This is a genomic window from uncultured Parasphingorhabdus sp. (assembly GCF_963677535.2).
In the GTDB taxonomy this organism is placed as follows: Bacteria; Pseudomonadota; Alphaproteobacteria; order Sphingomonadales; family Sphingomonadaceae; genus Parasphingorhabdus.
In genome coordinates, this window is the sequence record NZ_CAXXUT010000003.1 from 1,402,911 (window position 1) to 1,415,470 (window position 12,560).

The 12,560-nt window shown below is 56.8% G+C and carries 13 protein-coding genes; 8 read left to right on the top strand and 5 right to left on the bottom strand.

What is annotated here, in order from left to right:
• Nucleotides 1-4: 4 nt before the first annotated feature.
• The 4 genes from ACHZCJ_RS13795 to ACHZCJ_RS13810 form a co-directional block, all read right to left on the bottom strand.
• Nucleotides 5-1,423: a surface lipoprotein assembly modifier gene (locus ACHZCJ_RS13795; RefSeq protein WP_321327080.1), complete on the bottom strand. Its 1,419-nt coding sequence runs from the start codon at nucleotides 1,421-1,423 to the stop codon at nucleotides 5-7.
• Between the two features lie 8 nt (nucleotides 1,424-1,431).
• Entirely contained in the window at nucleotides 1,432-2,685 is a 1,254-nt protein-coding gene (locus ACHZCJ_RS13800) for a transferrin-binding protein-like solute binding protein (RefSeq protein WP_321327081.1), read from the bottom strand.
• A gap of 143 nt (nucleotides 2,686-2,828) precedes the next feature.
• Nucleotides 2,829-3,605: a phosphoribosylaminoimidazolesuccinocarboxamide synthase gene (gene purC / locus ACHZCJ_RS13805; protein ID WP_159645923.1), complete on the bottom strand. Its 777-nt coding sequence runs from the start codon at nucleotides 3,603-3,605 to the stop codon at nucleotides 2,829-2,831.
• 121 nt (nucleotides 3,606-3,726) lie between these two features.
• A complete protein-coding gene (locus ACHZCJ_RS13810) occupies nucleotides 3,727-4,731 on the bottom strand; it encodes a DUF4349 domain-containing protein (RefSeq protein WP_321327082.1) in 1,005 nt (334 codons plus the stop codon).
• Nucleotides 4,732-4,952: 221 nt separating this feature from the next.
• Here ACHZCJ_RS13810 and ACHZCJ_RS13815 point away from each other — a divergent pair, with 221 nt between their 5' ends.
• The 5 genes from ACHZCJ_RS13815 (at nucleotide 4,953) to ACHZCJ_RS13835 (ending at nucleotide 9,074) form a co-directional block, all read left to right on the top strand.
• On the top strand, nucleotides 4,953-5,189 hold the full coding sequence (locus ACHZCJ_RS13815; protein WP_321327083.1) for a hypothetical protein: 237 nt from the start codon (nucleotides 4,953-4,955) through the stop codon (nucleotides 5,187-5,189).
• Nucleotides 5,190-5,240: 51 nt separating this feature from the next.
• The gene (locus tag ACHZCJ_RS13820; protein ID WP_321327084.1) at nucleotides 5,241-5,369 is read left to right on the top strand and encodes a hypothetical protein; all 129 of its coding nucleotides are present in this window, start codon (nucleotides 5,241-5,243) and stop codon (nucleotides 5,367-5,369) included.
• Nucleotides 5,366-6,148, top strand: a complete 783-nt coding sequence (locus ACHZCJ_RS13825; RefSeq protein ID WP_321327085.1) for a ceramidase domain-containing protein — start codon at nucleotides 5,366-5,368, stop codon at nucleotides 6,146-6,148. Before ACHZCJ_RS13820 ends, ACHZCJ_RS13825 begins: the two co-directional genes overlap by 4 nt.
• 223 nt (nucleotides 6,149-6,371) lie before the next feature.
• Nucleotides 6,372-8,645 carry a DNA topoisomerase IV subunit A gene (parC, locus tag ACHZCJ_RS13830; protein WP_321327086.1) on the top strand — a complete coding sequence of 758 codons (2,274 nt, stop codon included), beginning with the start codon at nucleotides 6,372-6,374 and terminating at the stop codon, nucleotides 8,643-8,645.
• A 255-nt stretch (nucleotides 8,646-8,900) separates the two neighbouring features.
• On the top strand, nucleotides 8,901-9,074 hold the full coding sequence (locus ACHZCJ_RS13835) for a hypothetical protein (RefSeq protein ID WP_159645913.1): 174 nt from the start codon (nucleotides 8,901-8,903) through the stop codon (nucleotides 9,072-9,074).
• Between the two features lie 19 nt (nucleotides 9,075-9,093).
• On the opposite strand, the gene ACHZCJ_RS13840 is transcribed toward ACHZCJ_RS13835, so the two are convergent.
• Nucleotides 9,094-9,561 (bottom strand): helix-turn-helix domain-containing protein, encoded by a 468-nt coding sequence (locus ACHZCJ_RS13840; RefSeq protein ID WP_321327087.1) that lies wholly within the window; start codon nucleotides 9,559-9,561, stop codon nucleotides 9,094-9,096.
• A gap of 164 nt (nucleotides 9,562-9,725) precedes the next feature.
• On the opposite strand from ACHZCJ_RS13840, the gene ACHZCJ_RS13845 reads away from it, so the two are divergent.
• The 3 genes from ACHZCJ_RS13845 to ACHZCJ_RS13855 all read left to right on the top strand — a co-directional run bounded on the left by ACHZCJ_RS13845 (nucleotide 9,726) and on the right by ACHZCJ_RS13855 (nucleotide 12,482).
• A complete protein-coding gene (locus ACHZCJ_RS13845; RefSeq protein ID WP_321327088.1) occupies nucleotides 9,726-10,313 on the top strand; it encodes a TetR/AcrR family transcriptional regulator in 588 nt (195 codons plus the stop codon).
• 111 nt (nucleotides 10,314-10,424) lie between these two features.
• Nucleotides 10,425-10,718, top strand: coding sequence for a DUF4212 domain-containing protein (locus ACHZCJ_RS13850; protein ID WP_159645904.1), 294 nt, complete (start codon nucleotides 10,425-10,427; stop codon nucleotides 10,716-10,718).
• Between the two features lie 9 nt (nucleotides 10,719-10,727).
• On the top strand, nucleotides 10,728-12,482 hold the full coding sequence (locus tag ACHZCJ_RS13855) for a sodium:solute symporter family protein (protein WP_321327089.1): 1,755 nt from the start codon (nucleotides 10,728-10,730) through the stop codon (nucleotides 12,480-12,482).
• Nucleotides 12,483-12,560 lie beyond the last annotated feature (78 nt).

The window sequence follows — 12,560 nt, forward strand, 5'->3', positions numbered from 1 at the left end:
CGCGTCAGAAATAGCGGGCAAATTTGAAGTTCACACGGTGCCGGCTCATTTCATATAGATCATAATTGCTGTCCACCCGTGAGTAGACATAGTCGACCGAGGGTGAAAAGCCGAGAAACCGGATCTTGCGGCTGCCCATATAGGCACGGGCGAATCCACGCCAATCCTGTCTTTTTTCTGTAGAATAAAGCAGCAGCGGCGCATCGAATTCAGACCGGCTGACGCTGGCAGAAACCCCGGCATTCAGGCCCAGCGGTAATTCTCCGCCCAGCCCCAGATTGACACCATAGTTGACGCTGGAAAATCCGTCAGCGTTGAGCAGGTCGCGGCGCGCGAAAAGGCTGGCCGAGGCAATCAGTGATTTGCCGACTAGATGTTCATAGGTAGCGTTCGCGCCCAGTTGCCAGCCGCTATAGGAATTGCTGAGCTGGGATTCCGTGCGCCGCGCGTCCAGTTCCACGCCCACTCTCTGGCCCTCGCTGAGCGCCTGTTGATATCCGACGCGGCCGCCATATTCGCGGGTAGCGAGCCGGCCGCCATACCAGCGCTGCAGTCCAACCGCTTGCAGCGAGACGCTGCTGTAGCGGGCAATCCGCAGTTCCGGACCGGCGGCAACCTGGATGACGATGTCGTCGGACGCCTTGCCCTTGTAGTTGACGATTTTGCTGTCAGCATCGAACAATAGCGCCAGCCGGTCGCTAGCCTTTACGCGGACGCCACCGGAAAAGCCTGCAGTCTGACCGATACCGGATCGTTCGCGGGCGCTGTCGTCAAGCTGCAACGGCAATTTGATCGGGCCGAAGTTTATGTCGATCGACTCGGCGTCGGTTGCGCCGTTGATATTGCTATCCGGCGCGAAACCGAAATCGAAACTGAATCGCCAGATACGCTTGTCGCGCAAAATGCTGCGCGTGTTGCGGATGGTTCTGGCAATTTCGTCCGGAAGATTTTCATCATTTTGGGCAAGCCGGAAATGATAGTCCGCGCTCGCTTCCTTGCCGGTTAGCAAATAGGCTCTCGCCAGTTCCAGTCGCACCCGGGTCTGTCCCGGATTTTCGTCCAGAATCGACCGGAATTTCCGAATTGCGCCTTTGAGATCACCGGTTTCGATGGCGATATAGCCGGCGAGGAACTGCTGCTGCATCTGTAGCTCGGGAACCTGACCCAGAGCATCGACCAGCGGCAGGGCCGCCTGATAGTTTCTTTGCTGAACAAGCGCTTCCGCCTGGGCCAGAAGCTGTTGTGGCGTAATCCGGAGGTTGCATTGTCCGTCGGTGTTGCAGGTCCGCTCGATACTGGATGCAATCTCGGTGGCGCCGTCAGACAGAAGTGCCACAGGTGCTGCGGCCCGGGCCTCAACGGGCCCCGCGATTGTTACGCAGGTGAGCGCTGCGGCTTTGACCAGAGTGGCGGCATTACGCATGTTGGCCTCTAGGGCTGCTTGCCAACAAAGGTTCCCAGAATATCGATCCGCTCGTCAGGCGTTCCGCCGACGATACGATAGCCACCCCCCAGTTCTGCAGCATCCGGTCCGTAAAAAGCGCCGTTGATGCTGGACCCTGCGATCACAAGATCAAGTCTCGAGCTGTCCGGATTGATGAACCAAGCCTCGTTAAACTGGCCAAAAAAGCCGCCTGCGGACACCAGATTGATGTCGCCGCCGCCATTGGCGAAAAAGCCTGCTCCCTCCAGCACACTATGCTGACCGCTCGTGCCGTCAAACGTCGGCGCACCAACCAGTCCGTCCAGTGACAGCGAGAAAGTATTCGCCCCGAAATCAACGCTGGTCGATGCGTTGCCCGCGATCCACTGCATATAAGTGTCGCTGTTGCCGGTAATATCCGGCTGGTCGTTGAAGACCATGGTCGCCAGCATGGTGCCGTCGAATGTGCCGGTACCGCTGGTCGGTACATCATCATTGGCTGTCACTTCGCCATAGGCAAAAGCGCCTCTTTCGAGCGTGCTGGTCTGCGTTGTCAGGCCGGTGTCGCCATCATAGCTTACCGATGCGGTGTTTCTCAGGTAACCGGCAAAGGTTACATATTGCGTGTCGGTGCCGGGAAGCTGGTAAAAGAATGTCGTTGCGTCGTAGCTTCCGGCCTGGGTCTGGTCGATCAGATCGAAAAGAAACTCCGCGGGTTCACCAACCACCGGTCGTGCCTGAGTCACATTATTGGAAGAGCCGGACTCCAGATACTGGACGCCCTGAATATTCCACATCGTCGATCCCAGATCCGGTGTGCCGACCTGTGGTTCGATAGCGCCGCCGAAATCCGTGCGGTGCAGCGGATCCTGAAAGCGGCTGGCGCCCGATGTTCCGGCCAGTCCGTTGGTAAAGCTGACATTGAAGATCGCGTCGCGGGGATCATAGGCGATGGTCAGGTTCGAATTGCGAACCGTCGTGGCATCGCCCTGATATAATTGGCTGTTCTGGCGGGTTTGGCGCACTGTCCGTTGCTGGCCGGCGCTGCCCGGATCCTCCACGCTGGACTGGTAACTGTGCGACGAGCCCACTGCCGTATAGGTTTTTGCTTCGGTCGGATCGACAAATGTATGTGCGGTCCCGTTGTCGGTGCCACCGCCCGTGCCGCCCGTCGGGGTGGCGCTGCTTCCGGCAGATTGTGGGCCGGCGCCGCCGCAGGCGGCAAGCATCGTTGTACTGGCGAGCAAAATCAAAAGGCGCATCGGAATAATTCCTCACATGGGTTCCACATGAGGGTCGTGCTATCAGCACAATGGTTAATTTGGCGTAAACCATCGCCGGTTTCACTTCGACGCACCCGACCGGGAAACGCCCGGGACATCGCATGCTGAAGCGGCAGTAGCAGCTATTTGCCGCGCTTTTTCCGTTCGCTATTAAGGTCGGTCACTTCGCTGCTGCCTTCCGGAAACAGTCCAAGCCGTCGGGCAACTTCCTGATAAGCCTCGGCTTCTCCGCCCAAATCGCGACGGAACCGGTCCTTGTCCAGCTTTTCGTTGGTCTTGATGTCCCACAGTCGGCATCCGTCCGGACTGATCTCGTCAGCCAGTATGATCCGTGAAAAATCACCTTCGAAAACACGTCCGAATTCCAGTTTGAAATCAACCAGCTTCACACCGATCCCGGCAAACATGCCGGCCATGAAATCGTTGATCCGGATCGCCATCGCGGAGATATCCTGCATTTCCTCCTGGCTCGCCCAGCCGAAACAGGCGATATGCTCTTCCGCGACCAGCGGATCGCCAAGCGCATCATCCTTGTAGCAATATTCAAGCAGGGTGTGCGGCAGGGGTGTCCCTTCTTCGATGCCGAGGCGCTTGGAAAGGGAGCCGGCCGCGACATTGCGAACAATCACTTCGATCGGTACAATCTCGACCTGCTTGACCAGCTGTTCGCGCATATTGAGGCGGCGGATGAAATGGCTGGGGATACCGATATGGCCGAGCAATGTGAAAATATGCTCGCTGATCCGGTTGTTGATCACGCCCTTGCCGTTGATCGTGCCCTTTTTCTCGGCGTTGAAGGCGGTGGCATCATCCTTGAAATACTGGATGATCGTGCCGGGCTCGGGACCTTCGTAAAGAATCTTGGCCTTACCTTCGTAAATCTGGCGACGACGGGACATTGCTTGGTTCCACTTCGCAAAGAGAGCGACAAAAATCATGCCCCGGAGAACCGAATCGTGCGATTTCGATTGAACCGGGGCGTTGAACCTGACCTATATGCCAAAGTGAATGGCGGCGCAATCAATCGTCCGATGATGCGGCGACTTCAATCCGCCGCCCCCAGAATGTGCGGTCCGGTGCCTTGAATCTGCGACGCAGGTAAATCCCCAAGCACAAAACCAATATCCAGGGCAGAGTGACGGTCAAAACTCTCATCAGCGCACCGATTGATGATCCCAGCATGCTCGATATATTATTCCATGCATTGCGAATGGGAGCGGTGAAGCTGCCTGCGCCGGGAGCATTTGATTCATAGTTGACGATGACCTTGCTGAACGCGATCCGACCCCGCATTTCCGCAAGCCAGCTGCGCGCCTTGTCAATTTCCTCGTTGACTTCAGTGACGGCCCGCTCGGCCTTCACAAGCTCTTCAACACTGCCGTTGCGCGTGCGGAGCAATTCGGTCAGACGTTTCGATAGCAATTCCCGGCTGCGCAATCGCGCTTCCGTATCGATGATCTGCTTCGACAGATCTTCGCCTTCTATCGCGGTGGAAGCTTCATATCCTCCCGCTTGCTCGACGATATCTGTCAGGCCGGTGCCAAAACTTTTCGCCTTGGGCGCGGCGACCTCGAGATGCAGCATGGCAAAGGCATAATTGGCCTCGTCACCGCTGCGCCGCAGATTGATGACGCGGCAGACAGACGGGCCTTGTTTCTCGCAATAGCTGGAATGCTGTTTCTGGACTGTTGGAATCTGTCCCGCCGAAATGCGATAGCCGAATTCATAGCTATAGGCGATTTGCGGATTGGAAACGGGAATGTCATTCTCGCTCGCCGTGGCGTCCACTGCTTCGGTCGGCCCATCGAGGCCAGACTGCACATGCAGCTTCGCCATATCGCGCGCAATTTCACCGTCTGAACGCGCATCCATTGCTTCCATGAAACCAAATTCGTTCACTGGAGCCGCTGCACCCGTTTCAGCGGTGGCATATTCGGCGGCCTCATATTCTGCCGAATATTCATTGCCGTCGCTGCACGCGCCCAGGGCGCATATGGTCGCGATACTATATATTGAATGCCGCATTTTTTCTGCTCCTCTTTCCGGAGGGAAGTGCGGAAGCTAATGTGATGTTATTACAGCGTCAACGACCAAACATATTTCGTGAAAGATGAATTGAGCAGTCCTTGAGTTTTTGCTGACAAGAGACTCGAGCTTTGGTCACACCTGTGTCAAACTCGGAAATAGCGGAGCGGTATAATGACCCAATATACGACCATAGATGAAGTCCTGGACACGCTCTACGATTGCATATCGGGACCGCCGGGTGGCAGGACTGGGAGCGTGACCGCGAGATCTATCATCCGCGTTGCGTGCTGGTCCGGACGCGGATCGAGGAGGGTAAGCCGGTCGCCTATCCGTTCAGCTTTGACGAATTTGTCGAGGCGACGATCCCCCCGCTGGAAGGTAAATCCTTTTACGAGATCGAAATTGGCCGCGAGATCGATATTTTCGGTCAGGTCGCCCATGTCTATTCGGCCTAAGAGGCGCGCGAGACACCGGACCATCCCGACATCCAGTTCCGCGGCGTGAACATGATCCATCTCTGGAATGACGATATGGGAGGTGACGGAAAGCCCTGCGGACGCTGGTGGATCATGGGGATCATCTGGGACAATGAACGCGAAGGTCTGGATTTGCCACGAGAGTGGCTGACTGGATGACCAATATTTCGGGAAAGCTGTTTGCTGCTTTGGCGCTAACAGTATTGGCGGCGACGATAACCATCGGCTTGCTGAGTTTGTTTGGCCCCGACTGGTCGCGCTTCGCTTCGGCAACCTGCACCGAAACCAGATGCTTTTGCGAAATGCCGAGGACTGGTGCGTTGTTGTTACAGCCTGCCAACAGCCTGTCGTCACTTGGCTTCGTTTTCATCGGTTCTCTGATGATCCTGATGGCCCGGTCAGGTGACTGGATGTCAGCTTTTCCGCCGCTAGCCGCCAGCATATTGGGGGTGGCTGCGATCATCGTCGGGATCGGATCTGTCCTGCTCCACGCGACGCTCACATTATGGGGGCAGTTTTTCGATGTGCTCGGCATGTATCTGGTTAGCGGGTTCTTTCTGGTCAGCGCGCTGGCGAAATGGCGGAGCATCCCGGAACGCCGTGCAATGATCTATTACGGACTTGTTTGTATCGTTCTTGTCCTTATCCTCTATGCGCTCCCCGAAGTCCGCCGCTGGCTTTTTGCCGTCATACTGCTCGCCGCGATTGGCTTTGAACTGGTCTTTGCAAGACCGCTGCGCCCGCAGGTCCGGACCTGCTATTATGTGGCGGGGCTTGTCGCCAATATCGTTGCCTTCACGATCTGGAATCTCGACCAGCGCGGCCAGCTTTGCGCGCCTGAAAGTCTGTTGCAGGGTCATGCCATCTGGCACCTGCTGGGTGCGGCCGCCCTGTGGTTCGCCTTTCTTTATTATCGCAGCGAGCGGGTTGTGAGCTGAAGCGGGTTGCAGTGCCCCGGCGAAGGCCGGGGTCCATCTCCCGATCGATGGATAAGTCGAGCAGATAGTTGGTTGCGTCACCTCGAGTACACGCTCCCAATTTCCTTTGCGTCTTGCCGAAAGTCTGCGAGATGGACCCCGGCCTTCGCCGGGGAGCAGATCAATCATCAATCTGCCAATTTCCCACTACCAAGCATGAATCCACCCTGCTATCGCTCAAGCCATGAGTGATCTAACCGAAGCCCCGCCCGAAGAACCCGAAGATGAATTTGACGCGATAGTCGAAGCGCCCTTTGATGCGGCGCTTTCCGAACGCTATCTGATTTACGCGATGTCGACAATTACCGCGCGATCGCTGCCGGATTTGCGCGACGGGCTGAAGCCGGTGCACCGGCGGCTGTTGTGGGCGATGCGGCTGCTCAAGCTTGATCCGTCGCAGGGTTACAAGAAATGCGCCCGCGTCGTCGGCGATGTGATCGGTAAATATCACCCGCACGGTGACCAGTCGGTCTATGACGCGATGGTCCGTCTCGCCCAGACTTTCTCTCTGCGCTATCCATTGGTCGACGGGCAGGGGAATTTCGGCAATATCGACGGCGACAATGCGGCGGCTTACCGCTATACCGAAGCCCGGCTGACGCGCACGGCAATCGAGCTGATGCATGGCCTTGACGAAGGCACGGTTGACTTCAAGCCTACCTATAATGGCGAAGACGAAGAGCCCGAGGTCATGCCCGGGCTGTTCCCCAATCTGCTCGCCAATGGCGCGAGCGGGATTGCCGTCGGCATGGCGACGAGCATTCCATCGCATAATGTGCACGAAATTATCGATGCGGTCACATTGCTGATCGAGAATCCCAAGGCTGAACATGCCGAGATCATGGAGATTATCAAGGGACCCGATCTCGCTACCGGCGGGACGCTGGTTGATCCGAAATCGGTGATCGACGCAGCCTATGAAAGCGGCCGTGGCGCGATGCGGGTGCGCTGCAAGTGGGAGAAGGAAGACGCCGAGGGGCGCGGCGCATGGCAGATTGTCGTCACCGAAATTCCCTATCAGGTGCAGAAGGGCAAGCTGATAGAGCAGATTGCCCAGATCATTGCCGACAAGAAACTGCCGATCCTTACCGATATCCGCGATGAATCCGATGAAGAGGTGCGGATCGTTCTGGAACCGAAGAGCCGGACGGTCGATCCCGAGGATCTGATGAACGCGCTGTTCCGCATGTCGGATCTGGAAAACCGCTTCTCGCTCAACATGAATGTGCTCGACAAGGACCGTGTGCCCAAGGTGATGGGCATCAGCGAAGTGTTGAAACAATGGATCGTTCATCAGATCGAGGTGCTGGTCCGCCGTTCGCAGCACAGGCTCGAAAAAATCGATGCCCGGCTGGAGCTGCTTGAAGGCTATATCATTGCCTATCTCAACCTCGACCGCGTGATCGAGATCATTCGCAATCATGATGAACCCAAGCCGATGCTGATGGACGAGTTCAATCTGACCGATCGTCAGGCCGAAGCGATCCTCAATATGCGCCTGCGGTCCTTGCGCAAGCTGGAAGAAATGGAATTGCGCAACGAGCGGGACAAGCTGCTCGAGGAACGCGACGGGCTGGAAAAGCTGATCGACAGCCCGGCGCGACAGAAGACAAGGCTGAAGAAGGATTTGGCCGAATTGCGCAAGCTCTATGCCGAGGATACCGAACTCGGCAAGCGGCGGACAATGCTGATCGAGGCTGCGCCGGCGCGGGAAATCTCGCTCGAGGCCTTTATCGAAAAAGAACCGGTCACGGTCATCATGTCGCAGCGCGGCTGGATCAAGGCGATGAAGGGTCATGCCGATCTGTCGCAACCGGACAGCTTCAAGTTCAAGGAAGGCGATGGCCCGAAATTTGCCTTCCACGCGCAGACCACCGACAAGCTGCTGATGTGCTGTGACAACGGGCGTTTCTATACTATCGGTGCAGACAAGCTGCCCGGTGCGCGCGGCTTTGGCGAGCCGGTAGGATCGATGGTCGATCTGGAACCGGGCGCCGAACCGATTGCGCTGATGGTGGCGGACATGAAGGCGAAGTTGTTGCTCGCCTCGACCTGGGGGCGCGGCTTTGTCGCCAATATCGCCGATGTCGTCGCCGAGACAAAGAAAGGTCGCCAGGTCGCCAACCTGAAGGGCGACGCACGTCTGCTCGTGGTCCGCCCGGTTCCGGAAAATGCCGATCATGTCGCGGCAATCGGCGAAAACCGCAAGCTGGTGGTCTTCTCGCTGTCCGAAATGCCGGAAATGGCCAGGGGACAGGGCGTCATGCTGCAACGCTACAAGGATGGCGGGCTGTCTGATGCAATCGTGTTCAGACTGGAAGAGGGCCTGAGCTGGACGATGGGCGGAGAAACCGGCCGGACGCGAACCGAGAATGATCTAACCATGTGGCGGGTTGCGCGCGGTGCTGCTGGCCGCTTGCCGCCAACGGGCTTTCCCAAAAGCGGGAAATTCGATTGAGACGAACATCTGTTTCGGCGGTAACGGATGATCGCGAGGCCTTTATGACGTGGGAATAATTATATTTTACATTTAAATACAATTAATTGCGTATAATTACATAGTCCAGAATGTTCCGTCATGTAATAAACGTTCCAAATCCGGCCACAATGGGACGTGAATGGGAAATGGTTGACTTGGTAGAGCAAAACAAGGCAAGTGATTGCCGGTCTGATTTTGGTATCACAATATTAGCAGGAAAAATTGTTTAAAACGATGAGCAGTGAAACCGAAGACTTGCGGGAGTGGATCGACCAGCTCGAACAGATTTTGTCGCAGCTGGACACAATCCAGGCGAGCATTGCTGCCATCCACGTCGATATAGCGATCAGCGAACTCTGCCAGATCGCGGATGTCGAACGGGCCAACGGAACGATCAAGGCCGCCTAGCGAGCTGCAACCGGCATCGTCAGATGGCGATAAACTGCTGCCCGATTTTCTGTAATATATCGCGGCTCATGGCATTGCCCGCCGCAGATGCTCGTAATCGCTCCGGCGCGGAGTCTCCGGCACCGGAACATCTCTCGATCAGGCCGGCACCGATCATATGATGCACATATCTCGACATGACCGAGGCCTTCACATCGAGCCGGCTTGCGATATCCGCCACGGTCATCGGCATTTCGGTCTTCTCTGCGACAATCAGTTCCAGCAATATGTGCCAGCAAATATCGTCGACAGGAATTCCGCTATCGCGCAATTGATCTACAGCGACGGCACGACTTCCGAGCAAAATCGCAGCCGTTCTGACGGGGTCGATAGTGCGATCCTGTCCCGTTGCGCTATCCGCGACCGGCGCATGGACATATTTGAATGAGTGGTCTTCCGGACTGCTAGGACTGGGCTTCATGGAAATGATGTTTTCGTACTCACGCATGTTTACTCCTGTCGCTTACTCGACCTGCGAGCGCGTATCGACCGAACGGTTGGTAGTCAATCGGCAATCGCGGCTTATCGTTAATCATAAAGTCGGATATGCGCGTGTTTTATGACAGCCATTGTATATTTTACATCAGCTGATCCTGCTGTTATGGGCGCCGGATGAGTACCAGAATGGCGATCATGGACATAGCCGCCGAAGCCGTCCGCAAGAGAGGATATAACGGCGTCAGTCTGGATCAGATCGCCCGCGACGTCGGTATCCAGAAATCGAGCATATATTATCATTTCTCCTCCAAGTCAGAGCTGATAGCTGCGATATTCCGGCGGTTTTCCGGCCAGATATATTCTTTTCTGGAAGATACAATCAGCGCTGAAAGCCGTGCGGGTGATCGTTTGCTGGCCTATATTGTCGAGACGGGAACCTTCACCCAAGAGGGGGAATCGATTTGTATGTCGATTGCGCTCAACATCGACCGCGACAGCCTGCAGGCTGAAGTCGTCAATGATCTTGTGACCTTTCATGCAGCCAATATAGCGTGGCTGACAGATACATTTGCCCTTGGCCTGAAGGATGGCAGCATCAGCGATGTCGGGGATCCAGCAGAAGAGGCAAACGCCTGCCTGGCGCTGGTTGACGGTGCCCAGTTGATGGCCCGTGCCCATCAGGACCCCGGATTATACGAACAGGCGACGATGTTGCTGCGATCCAGGATCTCCGCATCCGGCGCTGATGATAGCGCGCGCTAGTCAATATCGCCGAACCGGCTCGGTGGGCGGTGCGCCGGTAAAGCAAAAGCTGTTTGCGCAATTCTCCCCGAAGCCTTAGCCTGTCCGGCAAAGTTAGAGGGGGAGGCCCATATGTCCGACAAAGATCCGGATAAGTCCGCGGAAGGCGGGGCGACCAGTGGAGCCGAAAAAGCCTATTGGGCACAAAATCTCCGGCTGCTCTGGACGCTGATGAGTATCTGGTTCGTCGTTTCCTTTGGAGCGGGTATTCTGTTCCGCGATTTTCTCGATCAATTTGCGCTCGGGGGCTATCCTCTCGGCTTCTGGTTCGCGCAACAGGGGGCGATCTATTTCTTCATTCTGCTGATCCTGTTCTACAGCATCCGGATGAAGCAGATCGAACGCCAATATGATCTCGATGACTGAGCGCGACTGATGGCAACCCAGACACTCATCTATATTTTCGTCGGCCTGTCCTTTGCGCTCTATATCGGCATCGCGATCGCTTCGCGCGCCGGCTCTACCAGCGAATTCTATGTTGCCGGCGGCGGCGTCAATCCGGTGGTCAACGGCATGGCGACAGCGGCCGACTGGATGTCGGCAGCGAGTTTCATCTCGATGGCCGGGATCATTGCCTTTTCCGGCTATGACGGCTCGGTCTATCTGATGGGCTGGACCGGCGGCTACGTCATGCTGGCGCTGCTGCTGGCGCCCTATCTCCGAAAATTCGGCCAGTTTACGGTGCCGGACTTTATCGGCACGCGCTACTATTCGAAAGCGGCCCGGGTGGTGGCGGTGATCTGTCTGATCTTTATCAGCTTCACCTATATCGCCGGGCAGATGCGCGGGGTCGGCATCGTCTTCTCCCGCTTTCTCGATGTACCGATCACACTCGGCGTGATTATCGGTATGGGCATAGTGTTCATCTATGCCGTGCTCGGCGGGATGAAGGGCATTACCTATACGCAGGTCGCGCAATATTGCGTGTTGATCTTTGCCTATATGGTCCCGGCTTTTTTCATCAGCTTCCTGATCACCGGCAATCCGGTACCACAACTGGGCCTGGGTTCGACGGTCAATGACGGGTCGGGACTCTATGTGCTGCAAAAGCTGGATCTGGTGCTGCAGGACATGGGCTTTGCCGCCTATACCGACGGCAGCAAGTCGATGATCGACGTTTTCTGCATCGCCGCTGCCCTGATGATCGGAACCGCCGGCCTGCCGCATGTCATTGTCCGCTTCTTCACCGTGCCCAAGGCGTCGGACGCGCGCAAGTCGGCGGGCTGGGCTCTGGTTTTCATTGCCCTGCTCTATACCACAGCACCAGCGGTGGGGGCCTTTGCCCGGCTCAACTTCATCGATAGCGTGCAGGATACTGACTATGCTGAGGCACCGGCATGGTTCAAAAATTGGGAGAGCAACGACCTGATCGCCTGGCGGGACAAAAATGGCGACGGCAAGATGCAGCTGGGCAAGGGCGATCCTTTTCAGGGCGCGCCGCAGTTCACGACAAGCACCGGCCGCAGTGGTGAACGTGTTGTAGAAAATGCCGCGGCGAACGATAACCCCAACGAAGTCTATGTCGATCGCGATATCATGGTGCTGGCCAATCCGGAGATTGCCAATCTGCCGGGCTGGGTGATTGCACTGGTCGCGGCGGGCGGTCTGGCGGCGGCGCTGTCGACGGCGGCGGGGCTGCTGCTGGTGATCAGTTCATCAATCAGTCACGATCTTCTGAAAAGCACCTTCCGACCGCAGATTACCGAAAAGGGCGAATTGCTCGCCGCCCGGCTGGCCGCGACCGCAGCGATCGTTGTGGCCGGCTATCTCGGCATCTATCCGCCCGGATGGGTGGCGCAGGTGGTCGCCTTTGCCTTCGGCCTGGCCGCCGCCTCGCTATTTCCGGCGATCTTCATGGGGATTTTTTCCAAACGGATGAATCGCGAGGGCGCGATTGCCGGAATGGTAACGGGCCTGACCTTCACCTTCCTCTATATCGGCTGGTTCAAGCTCTGGTCGCCGGAAAGCAATGTCGCGGCCAACTGGCTGTTCGGAATCTCGCCCGAGGGTATTGGCGTGATCGGAATGCTGCTGAATTTCGCGGTGGCGATTGCGGTCGCGCGGTTCACCAGCGCGCCGCCAAAGGAGATCGGCTGGCTGGTCGACAAGATTCGGGTGCCGCGGGGCTAGTGTTGTTGCCCGCTGCAAATGTTCCCGCAGGTGCCCGGTAGTCGATAGGCCGATTTGGCAGAACCCGGAGGAAGCGGC

What these genes read in the sequence shown, in the direction of transcription:
- ACHZCJ_RS13795 (WP_321327080.1), bottom strand. Translation starts at nt 1,423, where the DNA reads ATGCGTAATGCCGCCACTCTGGTCAAAGCCGCAGCGCTCACCTGCGTA.
- ACHZCJ_RS13800 (WP_321327081.1), bottom strand. Translation starts at nt 2,685, where the DNA reads ATGCGCCTTTTGATTTTGCTCGCCAGTACAACGATGCTTGCCGCCTGC.
- purC (WP_159645923.1), bottom strand. Translation starts at nt 3,605, where the DNA reads ATGTCCCGTCGTCGCCAGATTTACGAAGGTAAGGCCAAGATTCTTTAC.
- ACHZCJ_RS13810 (WP_321327082.1), bottom strand. Translation starts at nt 4,731, where the DNA reads ATGCGGCATTCAATATATAGTATCGCGACCATATGCGCCCTGGGCGCG.
- ACHZCJ_RS13820 (WP_321327084.1), top strand. Translation starts at nt 5,241, where the DNA reads ATGATCCATCTCTGGAATGACGATATGGGAGGTGACGGAAAGCCCTGC.
- ACHZCJ_RS13825 (WP_321327085.1), top strand. Translation starts at nt 5,366, where the DNA reads ATGACCAATATTTCGGGAAAGCTGTTTGCTGCTTTGGCGCTAACAGTA.
- parC (WP_321327086.1), top strand. Translation starts at nt 6,372, where the DNA reads ATGAGTGATCTAACCGAAGCCCCGCCCGAAGAACCCGAAGATGAATTT.
- ACHZCJ_RS13835 (WP_159645913.1), top strand. Translation starts at nt 8,901, where the DNA reads ATGAGCAGTGAAACCGAAGACTTGCGGGAGTGGATCGACCAGCTCGAA.
- ACHZCJ_RS13840 (WP_321327087.1), bottom strand. Translation starts at nt 9,561, where the DNA reads ATGCGTGAGTACGAAAACATCATTTCCATGAAGCCCAGTCCTAGCAGT.
- ACHZCJ_RS13845 (WP_321327088.1), top strand. Translation starts at nt 9,726, where the DNA reads ATGAGTACCAGAATGGCGATCATGGACATAGCCGCCGAAGCCGTCCGC.
- ACHZCJ_RS13850 (WP_159645904.1), top strand. Translation starts at nt 10,425, where the DNA reads ATGTCCGACAAAGATCCGGATAAGTCCGCGGAAGGCGGGGCGACCAGT.
- ACHZCJ_RS13855 (WP_321327089.1), top strand. Translation starts at nt 10,728, where the DNA reads ATGGCAACCCAGACACTCATCTATATTTTCGTCGGCCTGTCCTTTGCG.